At 59.3% G+C, this 16,511-nt stretch carries 10 protein-coding genes and 1 pseudogene; 5 read left to right on the forward strand and 6 right to left on the reverse strand.

The window, feature by feature from the left end; genetic code table 11:
• Positions 1–57: 57 nt before the first annotated feature.
• The 3 genes from RHOOR87_RS0100710 to RHOOR87_RS0100720 all read right to left on the reverse strand — a co-directional run bounded on the left by RHOOR87_RS0100710 (position 58) and on the right by RHOOR87_RS0100720 (position 3,450).
• On the reverse strand, positions 58–1,461 hold the full coding sequence (locus RHOOR87_RS0100710; protein WP_007508534.1) for an aminotransferase class III-fold pyridoxal phosphate-dependent enzyme: 1,404 nt from the start codon (positions 1,459–1,461) through the stop codon (positions 58–60).
• 16 nt (positions 1,462–1,477) lie between these two features.
• Entirely contained in the window at positions 1,478–2,185 is a 708-nt protein-coding gene (locus tag RHOOR87_RS0100715; protein ID WP_027483954.1) for an MtnX-like HAD-IB family phosphatase, read from the reverse strand.
• A 95-nt stretch (positions 2,186–2,280) separates the two neighbouring features.
• Positions 2,281–3,450, reverse strand: coding sequence for a glycosyltransferase family 9 protein (locus RHOOR87_RS0100720; protein WP_007508536.1), 1,170 nt, complete (start codon positions 3,448–3,450; stop codon positions 2,281–2,283).
• Between the two features lie 174 nt (positions 3,451–3,624).
• On the opposite strand from RHOOR87_RS0100720, the pseudogene RHOOR87_RS18885 reads away from it, so the two are divergent.
• The 3 genes and pseudogenes from RHOOR87_RS18885 (at position 3,625) to RHOOR87_RS0100745 (ending at position 6,486) form a co-directional block, all read left to right on the forward strand.
• A pseudogene (locus tag RHOOR87_RS18885) lies at positions 3,625–4,780 on the forward strand (IS3 family transposase).
• 111 nt (positions 4,781–4,891) lie between these two features.
• On the forward strand, positions 4,892–5,302 hold the full coding sequence (locus RHOOR87_RS0100735) for a hypothetical protein (RefSeq protein WP_155950893.1): 411 nt from the start codon (positions 4,892–4,894) through the stop codon (positions 5,300–5,302).
• Between the two features lie 27 nt (positions 5,303–5,329).
• Positions 5,330–6,486, forward strand: a protein-coding gene (locus RHOOR87_RS0100745; protein ID WP_100224864.1) for an IS3 family transposase whose coding sequence is annotated in 2 segments (ribosomal slippage) — positions 5,330–5,579 and positions 5,579–6,486 — 1,158 coding nt in all. Because the reading frame shifts where the segments join, the coding sequence is not laid out codon by codon here.
• Here the strand turns inward: RHOOR87_RS0100745 and RHOOR87_RS19670 are convergent.
• Positions 6,461–6,934, reverse strand: coding sequence for an SseB family protein (locus tag RHOOR87_RS19670; RefSeq protein ID WP_231381697.1), 474 nt, complete (start codon positions 6,932–6,934; stop codon positions 6,461–6,463). The two genes, RHOOR87_RS0100745 and RHOOR87_RS19670, sit on opposite strands and share 26 nt — an antisense overlap.
• A 580-nt stretch (positions 6,935–7,514) precedes the next feature.
• On the opposite strand from RHOOR87_RS19670, the gene RHOOR87_RS0100755 reads away from it, so the two are divergent.
• Positions 7,515–7,859: a helix-turn-helix transcriptional regulator gene (locus RHOOR87_RS0100755; protein ID WP_007508544.1), complete on the forward strand. Its 345-nt coding sequence runs from the start codon at positions 7,515–7,517 to the stop codon at positions 7,857–7,859.
• A 265-nt stretch (positions 7,860–8,124) separates the two neighbouring features.
• Positions 8,125–11,943, forward strand: coding sequence for a hypothetical protein (locus tag RHOOR87_RS20165; RefSeq protein ID WP_007508546.1), 3,819 nt, complete (start codon positions 8,125–8,127; stop codon positions 11,941–11,943).
• 72 nt (positions 11,944–12,015) lie between these two features.
• Here RHOOR87_RS20165 and RHOOR87_RS0100765 read toward each other — a convergent pair whose 3' ends face one another.
• On the reverse strand, positions 12,016–13,644 hold the full coding sequence (locus RHOOR87_RS0100765; RefSeq protein ID WP_051357911.1) for a DHH family phosphoesterase: 1,629 nt from the start codon (positions 13,642–13,644) through the stop codon (positions 12,016–12,018).
• A 730-nt stretch (positions 13,645–14,374) separates the two neighbouring features.
• Positions 14,375–16,507, reverse strand: a complete 2,133-nt coding sequence (locus RHOOR87_RS20170; RefSeq protein WP_155950894.1) for a hypothetical protein — start codon at positions 16,505–16,507, stop codon at positions 14,375–14,377.
• Positions 16,508–16,511: the final 4 nt, after the last annotated feature.

Consider the following 16,511-nt stretch of genomic DNA (forward strand, 5'->3'; position numbering starts at 1 on the left):
CGTATCAACGTCCGGCAACGATGGCTCCGCCATGCGGGGGCCGCTTATTGCTGCGGCTTATAGTCGCTTGGCCTTGGTCAGCAGTTGATCGAGCAACGCGATCGCCAGGTCGATTTCCTCGTGCGTGATGTCCAGCGAGGGCGCGAGCGTGATCACGTTCTTGTACCAGCCGCCCACGTCGAGCACGAGGCCGGTCTTCCTGCCGTTGTGTTCGAGATCGCCGGCCAGGCCGATGTCGACCATGCGGTCGAGCAGCGCCTTGTTCGGCGTGAAGCCATCCTCGGTGCAGATCTCCGCGCGCAGCGCCAGGCCGAGACCGTCGACGTCGCCGATTTCCTTGTGGCGCTTCTGCAGGTCGCGCAGGCCGTCGAGGAAGTGCGCGCCCTTGGCCGGCACGCTGGTTTCGTAGTCGAGCTCGTAGCCCATCCGGATCACCTCCAGGCCTAGCGAGGTGCCCAGCGGATTGGAGTTGAACGTCGAATGCGTGGAGCCGGGCGGAAACACGGTGGGATTGATCAGCTCCTCGCGCGCCCACAGGCCGGACAGCGGATTGAGCCCGTTGGTCAGCGCCTTGCCAAACACCAGCACGTCCGGCGTCACGCCGAAATGCTCGATCGACCACAGCTTGCCGGTGCGCCAGAAACCCATCTGGATCTCGTCGACGACCAGCAGGATGCCGTACTGGTCGAGCACCTTCTTCAGGTCGCGAAAGAAGTTCGCCGGCGGGATCACGTAGCCGCCAGTGCCCTGGATCGGCTCGACGTAGAAGGCGGCGTATTCGGCCTGGTTGACCTTCGGATCCCACACGCCGTTGTATTCGGTCTCGAACAGGCGCGCGAACTGGCGCACGCAGGCGTCCGAATACTCTTCCGGCGTCATGCCCTTGGGGCGGCGGAACGGATACGGAAATGGAATGAACATGGCACGCTCGCCGAAGTGGCCGAAGCGGCGGCGGTAGCGGTAGCTGGAAGTGATCGACGAGGCGCCCAGCGTGCGCCCGTGGTAGCCGCCCTCGAAGGCGAACATCAGGCTCTTGCCGTTGCGCGCGTTGCGCACGATCTTCAGGGAATCCTCGATCGCCTGCGCACCGCCGACGTTGAAATGCACACGGCCCTTGCGGCCAAACTTGCCCTCGACGTCCAGCGCGATGGTCTTGGCCAGCTCGATGCGGCTCTGGTGCAAATACTGGCTGGCCACCTGCGGCAGCAGGTCGACCTGGCGCTTGAGCGTGTCGTTCAACCGCGGATTGCCGTAGCCGAAGTTGACCGCCGAGTACCACATCTGCAGGTCAAGGAATGGCACGTCCGCGCTGTCGTACATCCAGCTGCCCTCGCAGCGGCGGAAGATCTTCGGTGGGTCGACGTAGTGAACGGTGTCGCCGAAGGAGCTGTACTGCGCTTCGTCGGCGAGCAGTTGCGCGTCGTCGATCACCAGGGCGGTGTGCTTGTCGAATGCGTTCATGGGTTTCCAGGGGACGTCAGGCGGGTGCGCCCGCGGGGACGGGCAAGGTGTGGTGGCTGGCCAGGTTGCCCTCGAGCAGCGCAGGCAGCATTTCCAGCGCATCCTCGAAGCCGGTGATGGGCACGTACGGGATGCCGGCGGCGCGGCAGTGTTCGACCAGGCGGTGCTTGGCGAACACGAAATCGACGCGGTCGGCGGCACAGAAGTCGGACGCGCCGTCGCCGATCAACAGCGTCCTGTGCGCGCCGTCGACGCGGGCCTGCTCGACGCGGGCGCATTTGCACGTCCCGCTGCGGCAACCGGCGGCCTGGAAGGGTGAGCTCAGCTGCCATCGCTGTGGCGGTACGCCAGGCGCCAGATGGTTGGCTGCCACCGGCAGGCCATCGAGGCCATGCCGCCGAAGGATGCGTTCGATCGCGTAATCCAGGCCGTCGCTGACGATGCCGATGGGCACACCCAACGCACGCGCTTCGGCCACGAAATGCGCAAAGGCGTGATCGATCCGGATGCCGTCGAGGTGTTCATCCAGGTCGCCCTGGCTCATGTCCAGCAGCCCCACCTGCCCGCTCATGCAGACACGCGAGCCGATCTGGCCCGCACGCCAGGCTTCTTCCAGTTGCTCCCAGCCAGGGCGTCCATAACGGTCAAGCAGGGAGTCGATGACATCCTCGACCGAAACAGTGCCGTCGAAATCGCAAAGAATGGTCCATCGGGTCGGGCTCATCGGATCTCACGTCTTTTGCTTCGTGAGGCAGGTTAGTCACCCGAGCTTTCCTGCTCCTTTCTCTTGCCTGGGCCATTCAGGCACGGGGATGCCGGTCAAGGGTCGACGCGGCTTTCCGCTGCGCACGCGGCCCGACTGGAACGGGCGCTCGCAAACCATGCGGCCGCCTTGGATGCGACTCCGGCGACATCCATCTCGCGCGTCCGCACGAAGCCATGGTGCTCTCCATACGGCGCGTATTTGCCAGGGTCGGTTGTGGAGAAAAGGCCCAGGGTCGGTGTACCGCTTGCTGCCGCTAGGTGCATCACGCCGCAGTCGGCGCTGATGAACCCATCGAGACCAGCGATCAGCGCTCCGAGGCGACGAATATTCTGCGTGTAGAAGGAAGGGAAACGTCCGGCGAGATCCGAGCGGCCATGGGCCGCCACCAGATCCACGAGCTGCACCCCGGGTGCCAGGCGCTCGAAAGTCGGGATGAACTCATTCCACCACGCCTGGCCAAAGCGTTTGGCTCCTGTCGCATTAGTAAAAATGCCGACCAGGCCGTGCCCAGTGCCGCAGGGGCTACCACGTAAGCGTGCCAGTACGGCGGACGCTTCTGTCCTTTCATGCAGCGAGAGACCCATGTCGAGAGGCGGATAGCCAGGACTGGTCGTCCCGGCATACGCCGTGCGCAGCAGGAAGACACCACGATGTGCAAGATGCTGAGGCCAAACCCGTCTATGCCATGCCGAAAAGGGGTTCGCCAGCCGATCGGGGAAGCCAATCTTGAAACGCGCCTTTGCCAGCGCCAGCACCAACCGCCCCGATTGGGAGCCATCGCACGGGTCAATCGCAAGATCATAGCGTTCCGATCTCAAATCGCGCAGCAGACCTGCGCTGGCCACGGGGTGGCGTGCGATCCGCCGGGAGAGAACGAATAGCCGATGAACGGAAAAGCGCGGCGAATAAAGGCTCGCGGCAGCTTCGGAGCCGACGAGGTCGATCTGTGCTCCCGGATACAGTGCCTCGATTTCCGCGATCAGGGGGCTGATCAGCACCGTGTTGCCGAGTCGGTGATTCGGACGACAAACCAGCACGCGGTGGATGCCGTGCGTCGGTAGTCCTCCTGGGTCGCAAAGCTGATTCTCCAGCCGTCCGAACGTCGAGGCGAACGCCTTGGCGACAAAGGCGCGGCGCGGCCGATCGCCCAGACGGGGGCGGGGGATCTCATGGAGCGCCTCTGTCAGGGCGGCAGCAGGCGCACGATCTAGCGTGATGGTCATGCGAGCGAAGGTTATAGTTGCCACCTTATGATCACCTTAGCGGTGATCGATGGTGTCCTGCCGTTAGGAGTCTGCATTCGAATGCAGTGGGCTACCCAGGATGAGATCAGAGTGGACTGCTGCCGGTTTCACGGACACCGAGTTTAGGTGTGATGATGAAGCCGGAGGTGGTCCATGGCGACAAGGCGGACATTCAGTAGCGAGTTCAAGCGCGAGGCCGTACGACTGGTCAGAGAGCGTGGCGTAGCGGTAGCCCAGGCGGCACGCGACCTGGATCTGCACGAGAACGTGTTGCGCAAGTGGGTACGGGAGCTGGCGGGTGATCCGCAGCATGCGTTTCCCGGGCAGGGGCAGATGAAGCCCGAGCAGGCGGAGATTGCCCGCCTAAAGAAGGAGGTGGCCAAGCTCAGGATGGAGCGCGACATCCTGAAAAAAGCCGCGGCCTATTTCGCCAAGGAGTCGACATGAAGTTCGGCTTCGTGGCGAAGCACCGAGGGGCCTGGCCGGTAGGGATGATGTGCGGGGCGCTCGGTGTCTCCCGCAGCGGGTTCTACGCATGGCTGGCGCGCCCGCGCAGCCGCCGCAGCTTGAGCGACGAGATGGTGGGCCAGCAGATCCGCCAGAGTTTTCTCGATAGCGACCGCACCTATGGCGCCCGCCGGGTTTGGCGTGATGTGCTGGAGGCGGGTCATCCATGTGGCCTGCACCGAATCGAGCGTCTGATGCGCGCCCAAGCCTTGCGGGCGCGGCCACGACGCCGAGGGCTGCCGGTCGACCGGGGCGAACGATCTGGCGCGGCTCCTGCGCCCAATCTGCTCGATCGCCAGTTCGAGGCGGCCTCACCCAACCAGAAGTGGGTGGCCGACTTCACCATCTGTGGACGGCCGAAGGCTGGCTCTACATCGCGGTGGTGCTGGACCTCTACTCGCGACGTGCCGTGGGCTGGTCGATGCAGGCGCAGATGACCACGCAGCTGGTGACCGATGCGCTGATGATGGCGATCTGGCGTCGAGGCCAGCCCGATGCTCTCTTGCATCACTCCGACCAGGGCAGCCAATACACCAGCGATCAGTTCCAGCGCTTGCTCGGCGAACTGGGCATCACCTGCAGCATGAGCAGGTCGGGCAACTGCTGGGACAACTCGGCGATGGAAAGCTTTTTCAAGACGCTCAAGACCGAACGCACCGACCGGAAGGTCTATCGCAACCGTGCTGAAGCGAAGGCTGACGTGTTCGATTACATCGAGCGCTTTTACAACCCCCGGCGACGACACTCGACGCTGGGTTACATCAGCCCCATGCAGTTCGAGCAGCAGAGCCAGTTAGCTTAGGATGATGTCTACGGAACCGGCAGCAGTCCAGACAGGCACGCTTTTATTCATCGTGAGCTATCGACGTTTCCACCGTTACGCCAAAGCCCGTTTGAGGCGGCCGAGTTGTCCTTGGCCGAAGCTGCCTGCCTGTTGGCCTTGCTACGCGCGAGTGACATGAATCACTCGACTTGGACCTTGGCGCCATTCGATGCGAGCTCGATCCCCTTTGAGCCCACCTATCGCTTCAGGTCGGCGTTGTTCGGTCTAGCGCGAAAGGGCGTCATTCGCATCGCCGACGGCACGCCGGAAAACGCCTTTGTAGTGAAGGACGGAAGCCTCAGCTACCACCTTGGGCGTGTGCACTGGAAGGTTTCACCGCACACGCTCGCGCTCCAGCGGGACATCCGGGACCTGGCTCGGAACGATTGGCCGGATGACTGGAAGGCGCACGCTGAAACGCTATCGAGAGATCTCGCGGCGGAAGAGTGTGTCGCCTACATGGAACGGGTTCTACCCCGATTCTGCGGACACTTTCACTAAGGCTCATACTGGGCCAAAGGAGTGTCCATGTCGAAGCGCAAGCGTTACAGCCCCGAGTACAAGCGGGAGCTCGTCGAGCTGGTCCGGCGATCGAAGTCGAGTTGCCGCCAGATCGCCCTGGAGGTCGGGGTCAACCCCAACATGCTCACCCGTTGGGTGCGCGAGGCGGAGAGCGAGGGGGGCAAGGCGTTCCCCGGCGGCGGCACGCCTCGCGACGAGGAGCTGGCTCGCCTCAAGCGCGAGCTAGCACGAGTCACGAAGGAACGAGATTTTTTAAAAGACGCGGCAGCGTACTTCGCGAAGCAATCACCGAACGGTACGCGGTGATTGAGCGCTGCCGCAGCGACTATCCCGTCGGGATGATGTGCCGCTGCCTGGAAGTTTCAACCAGTGGTTTCTACGCCTGGGCCGGGCGCAAGCCGGGGCCACGGGCACAGGCGAATGCGCGCCTGCTGGAGCGCATTCGGGAGATCCATGAGGACAGCAAGGGCGTGATCGGCGCCCCTCGCATGCACGAGGACCTCGGCGACGAGGGCGAGCACGTCAGCCTCAACCGGGTGGCGCGGTTGATGGCCGGCGAGGGTCTGCAAGGTTGGCCACGACGCAGGAAGCGCCGGTTCGGCGGCAAGCCGGGCTCTCGCCCGGTCGGCGTCATCAACCGGCTCGAACGCGACTTCAATGCAAATGAACCGGAAACCAAGTGGGTCACCGATATCACCGAGGTCGTGACCCAGGAAGGCAAGCTTTATGTGTGCGTGGTGGTCGATCTTTACAGCAAGCTCGTGGTCGGCTGGTCGATGCACCACCGCCAGGATCGCCACATGGTCGTGCGGGCGGTCCAGATGGCCGTGTGGCAGCGGGAGGGAAGTTCGGAGCTCATCCTGCACTCCGATCGGGGTGGCCAGTTCATCAGCGGTACGTACCAGAAGTTCCTGGGCGGCAACGCTCTGGTCTGCAGCATGAGCGACGTCGGACACTGCGCCGACAACGCGGCGTGCGAAGGCTTTTTCGGTGTGCTCAAACGCGAGCGGGTGTACCGACGCAGCTACCGGACGAGGAACGAGGCGCGTGCTGACCTGTTCGATTACCTCGAGCGGTTCCACAACCCGCGCATGCGTCGTAGAGTCGCCAGGCGGGACCGGGAGTTTTCAGCCTTAATCAAACCGTCCGTGGAAACGGGGTAGAACCCGCCCGCACTGTTGGCTCGCGCGCGAAGAGCCTTTGGAGCGCCAGCACCAAGGCGTCCGTGGGAACGGAAGGTGGGCAGAGCCCGACTTGCTCCGCTTGCGTTATGGTTTCGTGGGTGTAATGGCCCAAAGAGCGACCCTCCAACACCGCGCTAACCTCAGGTGGATACAAGGCCACATGATCTCTGTTGGGATTGAGCAGTAACGTAGCGCCCCGCGTTAGCTCGAGCAGACGACGGCCGGTCATCGCGACAATGCCTACCGTCCTTGCAGCAGCCTCTTCCGCTTGCTCGCAGTCACTGAAGAATGGCAGGACCGTCTGCCCGTTGTCCGGCCGAACAAATTGGATGAACCGGACGCGATCAGGCGGACCTGGCTCAGCGGGGACATGCGCGTAAACAGTCAGCTCCAGAAGCGCTTTGAAGACTGCGTCTTGCGCTGCCATCACCTTCGCTGAGTCTGCTCCAGGCGCCCTCGCCGCCTCCAGCAACGCATCAAACGCACTCTTGGTCACGATTGTCACTCGTGATGCTCCCTTGGCTAAACAGCACCGGCCAGGCACGAAAGCACAGCCGCGACCTTCATCGTCCCCGGCCGCCCCCCCGAATGCCCTCGACGCTTCTGCCGTAACGTCTCGGCGAAACGATCGATGAACTCCGCCATTGGGCCGCGAAAACGCAGCGCCTCGGAGGGCAAGGCGATACCTAGCTCTCGAGCAATGCTGGTGGCGTACCTGAGCTGCGCATCGGTTGGGGGCTTAAGGTCGGTGTCCAGGCACTCAGCCAAGCTTTCCGCGAAACACGAGGCAAGGCGCTCCTGAAACCCCTCGATCCCGCCTGTGTTTGCTGCGCGATCGTATTGAAGTACCCAAGCCGCTCGCACGCAGTCGTTGAGCGGGATAGAAATGCCGCTGTCGTCGTCAAGTACGAGCCGCATGCGTGATGAACGCCTAGGTTGAAAGGGCTGCTTGCACGCAATCCTACGAAACTCGTAGTATCCGGCGCAAGGCAAAGTCACGAACCTCCTTGGTATTTTCCGATGGGGCTTGTGACGTGTCGCGACGGACCGACATCCGGCTGGTCTTCCAGAGACGCCTCAAGGAGGCACGCCTGACAAGCCAGCTTTCGCAGAAGGATCTTGGCATCCATGCAGGACTGGACCAGTTCGTGGCTAGTGCACGCATCAACCGATATGAGCTTGGTGTCCACGAGCCGGACATGGCCACAATTGAGCGGCTGGCCGCAGCCTTGTCAGTGCCCACTGCCTACCTCTTTGCCGAGGACGAGCGGTTAGCGCGCCTGATCCTCGCTTTCGAAAAGATGCCCCTCGCCGAGAAGGACCGCCTGCTCAAAGCGGTGGAATCCCGGTAGCGCAGGGCACGGCACCCAAAACGCTCAGCAGCTCATAAGTAACGGACATGCTTGTCGTCCCGCCGTTCCGGCAGGTTCACATCACAAGCTACGAACTCTGCTGCGCAGACTTCGCTTTAACACCAATCCCGGACGATGCGGGAGTGGTCATCAACCGCCGCGGCAAAAAAAATCTTCAAGACGGTCGTAAGGTTGCCTCGACAAAGCTTGCGAGTGTTATGTAGGGTGCTGGGCGATTCCCATCCTAATGGCCACGTGATACCCGATGAACATAGCGATCGTCGCACCTAGAAAATTTGACTTCCAAGATCTGGTTTGCGTAGAACGATTGTTGACCTTTCATAGCCATTGTGATGTCACGTTCTGGGTAGAGAAGGAAGGCGGAGAAGACGCAGAGATGCGATTGGGAGGGGCCGCGCCAAAAGCGATCGAACTCCAAATAAAGGGCTCATCGTCGCGAGTAACGCTAGAAGACCTAGCTAGCTGGCTCACTCACTTCCCAAGCCTTAAAGACGAGAACTGCTTGTTAGAGAGGCTTCTTGGCAACGACGATCTGTTTGTGCACTTCATAGTTAGTGGTCGCTGCAATGACGATTCGGCGGAATACCTTGCGTCCGATATCTGGGCAAGCGCGTACCAGGAACTAAAGAGCCTGCCACGGAAGGCAGCCATAAAGCTTATCAACACAATAAGTGATTCGGAAGCGAACGCCTCCAAAAAGGACTCCGATCTCGAGTGTCGCAGAAGGGCCCACTTGCAACAGCTTCTTAAAGGTCTACGTCCTCAGCAAGCCACAAAGGCTCTGAGGCGGGTTGTGATCACAGATCAAGCAACCGAAGAAACGGTACGTGATCGTTGCGAGCGCATGCTGCGATCAGTCTTCTCCGTCCCTGGCGACGAAATCGATTCTTCCATTAACGTGCTGCGCGATGTGGTTAAGCTGGCCAAGAACGAGGCCTCGGACGCGTTTGAATCGTTCCGCGGCGCCATAGAGAAGATCAAGCCTGAACCAATTCGCCCCCCCAAGTACGTTTCAAGGGGTTGCGAGACGCAGTGGTTGGACCAGCTCTCCAAGCATTCAGTGCTCCTGTTATCTGGCACGCCAAGATCGGGAAAGACGTTTACAGCGCGCTGGCTGACGGCCGAGCTTGGCATGCAGGGGTATGCGATCAGACACACCTCCAGTGTGGAGGCCGCTGAACGTTTTCTACTTGATTTTGCGGCAGGCCACAGGGTGGTATTACTCGATGACCCCCTTGGCGGCGCACATCCCGCCGCCGACCCTCATAGAGAGCTACATAGAATCCGGTCATTGATACCGAAGCTAGGTCCCGGGCGGAAGCTCATTATCGCGCAGGCGCAAGAAATCCTTTTCGAGGTTTTGCGCGTCGACTCTCTCAACAACATCACGTTGGCAGGCAGGCGTTGGATCGACTGCACAGGCTCGACCGGCCAGTTTCTCGCAAAAATCTGGGACGAGGTCGCTGCTAGCTTCGACGTGCCTGTCGACCTCTCCAAAATGGTGTATTCCGCCCTGGAAAGTGAGCAGCTAGTCCTAGAGCCGGGCTGCCTAGCGCATTTGGCCGCTAGCGTCGATCGTATAGTCGGACCGCTCGACTTGCCAACGGTAGAGCGTCTGGCTAGGCAAACAGCGTCGGAACTGGGGCAAGCTTGGAGAGAAGAAGGCGTCGCGACGATTGCGGCGTGCCTAGCGGTGTGCACTCAACCAGATGTAACTGTCTCTCAAACAGAGTTGGCCTATGTTCTCGGACAAGGCGGCTCACGTCTTCCTGGTCTCATTGTGTCGCCCGGCTTCTCGCTCACGCTCGGACCACTGAGTGACTCTAGTAAGAATGCAGAGGTTCATTACCAAAGCATCGCCGCGCTGGACGGGGATGACGTTGAAAAGCTTGATAAGCTCGAACTAAGAAGAATCATTGCCTGGGGTGGAAGCTCGTCACTGAATTTCACGCACCCATTCTACCGGTCCGCAGCAGAAATTTTGCTGGATGACGCGACTCGCTCCTCGAAAGAACAGGTTTTAAAATTCATAGAGAGGGGCTTGTTTTGTCTGAGCGCCGCAACTTCACGCTCCACCGCCCGTAGCCTCCATTGGATCTTGCTTCAATTTCGAACCGACAGCGGAAGGGAAGCCATTGCTGAGCAAGCGATCGCCGGCTTATCTTCAATTTATCCATCAACTCGCGATCTCTGCTTCGAATTTCTAGTCACTAACTTGCACAAATGGAAGTCAGATCAGTCAGAGCAATTCCAGAGCTGGATTTGGAAGGTAACGGCCTACTCGGAACTTCACGTAACGTGGAGGAACGGGGAAGCCGTCATAGTTCCCGACGTCAGCCCAGATACTCTGCTTTCTGACATTTTACGTACAACAGAAGATAGTGATGCGACAAGCGATGCAAAAGAACTGAACACGCTCAACGGTGTAGGCATTAGCCCAGAGCGTGCGTGGAAGGCCCTCGACTTGTTCACGCGGGAGCCTCACGAACTCGCGCGTGCGGCAATGGGTCGCTTGCTCAGCTATGACGAAGCTCTAATACGTGCAAAGGCTGTAGCCTGCTGGTTAGACGTGCCAAGAGAGGATGACAGCGAAATCCTCGATAGGGTCTTCGGTGAGCGACACCCTTCGATTGCACACACAACGCTAGTCGGTGTAATTGAGAGTTGGCAGGATTGTTCTGAGGCTCGGCAACGGATGCTATTGGAAGGCTTGCAGAGGCAGGCACGGACGCCTGTAATGGCCGCGGGAATGATTGAGCGGCTTCTCGTTTTCAATAGGGGTGCAGCCAAGACAGGGGGGGAGCCCTGGGTAATATGGGGCGAGATTCTCCCGCTTGTTCTGGATGCCCTGCCCCTCGAATATGCTTTTAGCGAGCCCAGACTATTCGAGGTTGCTGAGCGCGCAATAGGAAACATTTCCAGTGCCGCGTATGTACGTCTTTGCGAGCGTTGGATCGCAGGGATTGAGCGCTTGGCATCGAAGAAGTTGCTTAGCGATTTTCGACTTGGCGTAACCCAACTTCTGATTTGTGCCACGGAGTCGGAACCTTCCTTACGCGGCGACCTTGTCAGGCGGCTGATCATGTTGCCTGGCACGGCCTCTCGACTTAGGGTCGCGGCCGACCTTGTCGATCACTGGAGCAAGCTATCCCGGGAGGAAAAGGAAGTATTAATAGAACAGATCACGGAGGATAAGGTAGATGCGAAATGGCTAAGGGCTGCGGTACTAACGCGAAAGCACGTTGCCGAGGAAATTCAATCTGCGGTCCTTGGGCGCGATCTAAGATTGCAACATGGGGCGGAAAAGGTGCTGGAATATATGGACGCAGAGCTCTTGTCCGCGTGCATATGCATCTACGTTGGCCGACCACAACCCTTGTGGTATCTCGGTACCCATCATTCCGGGGCGTCTGTGTGGCGCGATGTCGTCGCAAAGGTTGCGCTAGACCCAGGTCAGCCTATGTTTGATGCGGCCTGGGAGGACCTTACATATTCCGAAAATGGCCGAGCCGTGGCCGAAGTCGTCGTGAGGCTGGACCCAGTGCACGCGGCCAGCGTTCTCGATGTGCTTCTTGATATTAAGCTGGCAACTAATGGTGGATTCATTCCGGAGGCTTGGGCTGCCCTGCTCAAGTTAGCGCCGGACGAGGAAGTTAGATCGGCGTGGATTAGCAAAATGGCTGCCATTGCACCCAACGTCTTGCAGTCGATCGCGGAAGCTCGGAACTGGCTGCGAGGCAGCGATCTCAAAGAATTTTTAGAGCACTTCGAGCCAGATCTGCTCCTCCATACCGTATTAGATCACCTGACTGCTGAGACTGTTACGGAGCCGGACGTAGCCGCTGCCGCTACGATTTTAGTTGCCGAGATGCTTCGTCGCGCTGGAGTTTCCTTTGAAGGTTCGTACTCCCGATCAGCTGCTGTCTTCAAAAAGCTCGGTTTGGGAGATGCGAGCTTTTTTGATGAGGCAGAGGAGTTACGCCAGCGCTGTCTTTCCAAGCGAAGGGATGGGAAGATGAGAACGGAAAGCTGGCGCCCTTCGCCTTGGCTGGGTTCATTGTAGAGTTTGTTGGTAGCGCCATGTGGAAAAGCCCGCGCTAGCGATGCCACCACACCCTCTTCTGGCCGATTGCCCTCAGTCCAGCCCAGACTTCTCTCGACGGACCGCAATGACGCCTTCTACCGCCTTGATCTGGAGTTGCAGCCGGCTCATACCTCGATAAACGTTAGTTTCGACCACGTAAGCCGCACGCAGGCTCTGCCCAACCGCCACAGGCAAGGGCGCATCCGCGTCCTTCGCGCCAAACCATATGGCGTCAACGAACCGCTGCCCACGACTTAGCGTGAGTTTGATATGCGTACCGTCGCCGATCCCACGCACGGTATGGATACACCATTCGCCAAAGAACACTGGCGGCTCGAAACCTCGGCCGAAGGGCTCGAGTGCACGAATCTGTTCCACGGTCTCCATCGTGGGCCAATCCAAATCTCCGTCGACCAGGACCTGAGGGCTTGGCGCGTTTTCGTAGCAGTTGCGAACGCATTCATCCCATGCATCGACGAGACGAGGCACTTGATCCCTTCTCACACGCAATCCACCAGCACCGGCATGACCACCGCCACTGATGAGCAGACCTGGGTATTTTGCCTGGATGGTGGACAATGTGTTACGCACGTGCACGCGCTCGGTGCTTCGGATCGATCCAGTAACGAACTCAGGAGTGCCTGGAGCGGGCGAAAGACAAATAGTAGGGCGACCGAATCGCTCGACCATCCTGGTCGCCGAAATACCATGAACTCCGGCATGGCCCTCCTCGCCCAACCATAGGCACAATCCGTAGCGCCCCTGGGCAACGGCCTGTTGAGCCTCGCGAGTAGCGATTTGCGTATTGGCTCGCTCCACCGAACGGCGCTCGCGATTGTTACTGTCCAGTTCGAGCGCGATTTCATAGGCGAACTTCTCATCGCTTGCAGTTAGGAACTCCACGCTCAACATGGCATCGCCCAAGCGCCCTCGAGCGTTGATACGGGTCGCCACTTGAAACGCAATATCGCTGACCGTCCACTCTCCCTGCTTCTCGAGGACGCGACGCATGGCTCGCCAGCATGGCCTCGGCTGGCCATTCATCAGCTGGAGCCCTCTTTGGATGATCACACGATTGTTATGGGACAATCCGAGCGATACTGCATCCGCAATTGTCCCAACCGCGCACAAATCGAGAAAATCGGACACGCGCGTTGCCGTGACGCCTAGGAGGCCACGAGCGATCAACTGATCACGCACCGCAGCCATTACCAACAGCGCTGTATGACAGCCCGCAATTGCCTGGTCAGGGAATTGGCTATCGCGACGGACGGGGTTTACCACCGCATGCGCTGAAGGAGGTGGCCCCTCTTCTGGCACACCGTGGTGATCCGTGACCACGACACAATGACCAGCCTCTCGCAGGCGCGCGATTCGCGCCTCGTCCGCGCTCCCTTGGTCCGCAGTGATAACGCAAGTCCGTGGTCCCAGCTCCGGCAAGATGCGCTCGAGGAACGCATGGGTGACCCCATAGCCCTCTCTCATGCGATGTGAGATGAAGCCCGAGATCTGCTCCAGGGGGACACCCCATGCGAGCAGACTGAGCCGGATAATGGCGTGCGAGGTAGCTCCATCGGCGTCATGATCCGTAACGATAGCGATCGGCCGCCGCTGAACCACGGCATCTGCAATACAATCCGCCGCCCGTTCGATGTCCGGTAGCGCGTCCGGCGTATCCAAGTCCGAGACGCGCGGTCGAACAATGCTCGCTAATGGGCGACCACCAGCTGGCAGCCGCCCGGCAAGCAACCGCGCCTGCAAGGGGCTGAACCCTTCGGCTAGCGCTGCAGCCTCAACTTCTGGGGCTCGTGCGCGCTGCACGAACCGTACGCTCGTAGTGCTCTCGCTCATAGATAGGTTCGCATAGATCGAAATATCCGTTCGAGGGAATCAAAGGTCTGTTTTGGCGTTAGGCCTGCGTATGGGCACGACCTTCTCGGTCGCAGCGGTCACGCGCTCCTCGCAAAATTGCCCAGCGACCTCAGCCGAACTGGCGCGATTTCCCGCCCGACGATCAGCTGCGGCAACACGGCGTTCAGCCTCTCTCACCACTCGATTCATCCTTAAAGCCATAGCCGCCATCGAATCGCGGGCAAGCTTCACCGTACGACGGAGCTCTGCGTTCTCTTGTCTGAGGCGACGATTGATTTCAGCCAGAGACGTTGGCTCGCTTCGTGGTGGTGCCTTCGCATCTAGGATGGCTCTACGCACCGCCGGATACGCGCATCCCTCATGGCTGATGAGCGTACGGGAGTGCCCAGCTTCCTGAGCAACCACTGCAACGGATATTCTGAGTATTCCTCGCTTGGCACGCTTAGCAAGCTGAGGATCGTTCGGCGCGCCTGACTTGAGACGCTCCAAGGCGTCGAAAAACGATAGCTCCACGGAATTCCGTGCGGGCCGGACGTTCTTAGATCTGTGCATTTAGGGCTCCCAAGTCTGGGACAACCGCTCCGATCGCCCGAAGTACTGCTTCGCTTTGACGGACACGCAGCTCCGCGACCGCGCGTGCACCACCAATAGCAAAGCCACTCTCAAGCCATCGAGCGTTCTCAGTGAATCTTCTAGCCCAGAACGACTCGTTCTCCGCATCAACCGCGTATACCGGGCATCCCAGACAGGCATCTGGTGTTCGAAAGGCGAAATTTGGCTGACCGTTTGACCAGTGTTCGGAACCGCCGAGCTGGTGGCAACGCGATTTAACTGGCGCTAGCTTGATGAAGCATTTGCCATGCCTTGAGAACCAGATCCGAAGATCCTCCGCTATGACCCATCGTTTAATCGCGTCCAGCCCTTCACGCCGGTTACCGCTGCCGACGAGCTGCGCAAGCTCCGCACGATAGTCATCTACCAGCTTCGCCAGCCGCCCAGCCGCTGGCCGATGGCCGCGCGCAAGCTCGTAGAACACGAGCGCCGTTTGCTCCTGACGTACGCTGTCCATGACCTCGAGCAAGGTCGGGTCGTTTCCGAGATATCCCTCTTCAGTCATGGCTAAGGAAAGATGATGAAATTGCTGTGCGACCGCAGGCGTCATGCGTGCATCGGTCCGGAATACATATTGAGCAAACGTTTTTCGCCAAGAATGCGTCTTAAGGCAGGCGCCAGCAGACTCCCGAAAAGGAACCAAATTCTGATCAGCCCGATTTCGATCCGGCAGGCAGCTCAAGTCGACGTTGTTTCCGATAAATTGACGCTGCAATTTACGTAGCATCGCCCCTATTGGCCGCCCCACGTGGACGCCATCTCGGGGGTATCCCCTTGGCGCAGTAAAGCAAAGAATAAGCGAGTTTTGTAAGTTAGGATTCAGCGCCCTTGTACGTAACGGTTCAAATAACTTTTCCAGAATCCATACCGCTTGAGCCGTCGCGGGAACTTCTCTTGAACCGCTTGGACGAGAGCCAATGAGCCATTCAACTTCGCGTGGGCCCCGTTGCATCTTGGATAGAAGCCCACGCAGAAAAAAATGTTCGTTGAGACCAGTCTTACTGCCCCTTACTTCAACAATGCTTCCAGACTGGCTAGAAGCACCGGCACTCAGGCCACAAATTTCGTTGATGCGTAGGCCTGCCTCGCTCTGAATTACTATTACACACGCCGCACAAAGGTCCTCCAAGAGCGTGCGAAAGATTTGGTGCGATCCAAGACTGTTGATCCGCCACTGGCCTCCGAAGATGCTTTTACGTTGACAAGGAGTAATGGGTTCTCGCCAAGGGCATGCCGTTGCGGGATCGGCAGAGAACCAGAAGTCTTCAATTGCCGACTTGGCCTTCCCTACGCGCATCGCCTCACACAAGTGACCTGCGCTAGCGTAAGCGTCTAAATACGCCAACTGGAGCGCCAGAATATCCTGAGATCGCTCTATCACCCATCGATGTGCCTCCCTCATAACTGGAAGTGCCACCTCATCAGGCACTGGTAAAATCCAGCCCTCCGCCTTCGTTGCAAGCTCATTAGCCAGCGAGCGCGGGGATCGTCCTGAAAAGGGCTTCTCTGGAAGCACATCACTCCCGAACCGAAGCATCACTTCACGCTGTGTCCAGAGATGCGCCCAGATTTGGAGTCGCGGACGGAGCATCCCCGTCGTAAGCTCATCGTCAGACTCCGTGCTTGCGTTCTCTTCGTCGGCGCCACTTTCGAGGTTAGCAGTCGCCGCCTCGTCCGAGAGAAGACCTCGGTACTCGTCTTGCAAATCGCACAGAAATTCCTCACTAGCGACCGATGTGAGCTCGGACAGCTTGTGATAGTCATTGTTGAACATCCAGGTCACGAGCACCTTAATGCCAGTCGAGACTTTTCTTATGGAACCCGCAGTCAAGGCTAGGCCGCCGGTACGCTCCGACATTAGTGACCAAACAAACCGCTTCAAGGTGTTCCTCAAATCCTCGAAAACAGGATCGGTGAACAGCACTCCCTCGACAATTTGAAACTGCCAATCAAGCGTGCCAGCAGCGTCGGGCTGGCCGGGGGTGAGCGCATCAAGCATCCAAAGGTTGTCGCCGAAACGGGACTGTTTAGAGATCCACGCGCTAGCAGGATCAGGCATGTAC

This window comes from Rhodanobacter sp. OR87 (assembly GCF_000473345.1).
Classification (GTDB): Bacteria; Pseudomonadota; Gammaproteobacteria; order Xanthomonadales; family Rhodanobacteraceae; genus Rhodanobacter; species Rhodanobacter denitrificans.

Coding starts and splice junctions, on each gene's coding strand:
- RHOOR87_RS0100710 (WP_007508534.1), bottom strand. CDS start 1,461: ATGAACGCATTCGACAAGCACACCGCCCTGGTGATCGACGACGCGCAA.
- RHOOR87_RS0100720 (WP_007508536.1), bottom strand. CDS start 3,450: ATGACCATCACGCTAGATCGTGCGCCTGCTGCCGCCCTGACAGAGGCG.
- RHOOR87_RS20165 (WP_007508546.1), top strand. CDS start 8,125: ATGAACATAGCGATCGTCGCACCTAGAAAATTTGACTTCCAAGATCTG.
- RHOOR87_RS20170 (WP_155950894.1), bottom strand. CDS start 16,507: ATGCCTGATCCTGCTAGCGCGTGGATCTCTAAACAGTCCCGTTTCGGC.
- RHOOR87_RS0100715 (WP_027483954.1), bottom strand. CDS start 2,185: ATGAGCCCGACCCGATGGACCATTCTTTGCGATTTCGACGGCACTGTT.
- RHOOR87_RS19670 (WP_231381697.1), bottom strand. CDS start 6,934: ATGGCAGCGCAAGACGCAGTCTTCAAAGCGCTTCTGGAGCTGACTGTT.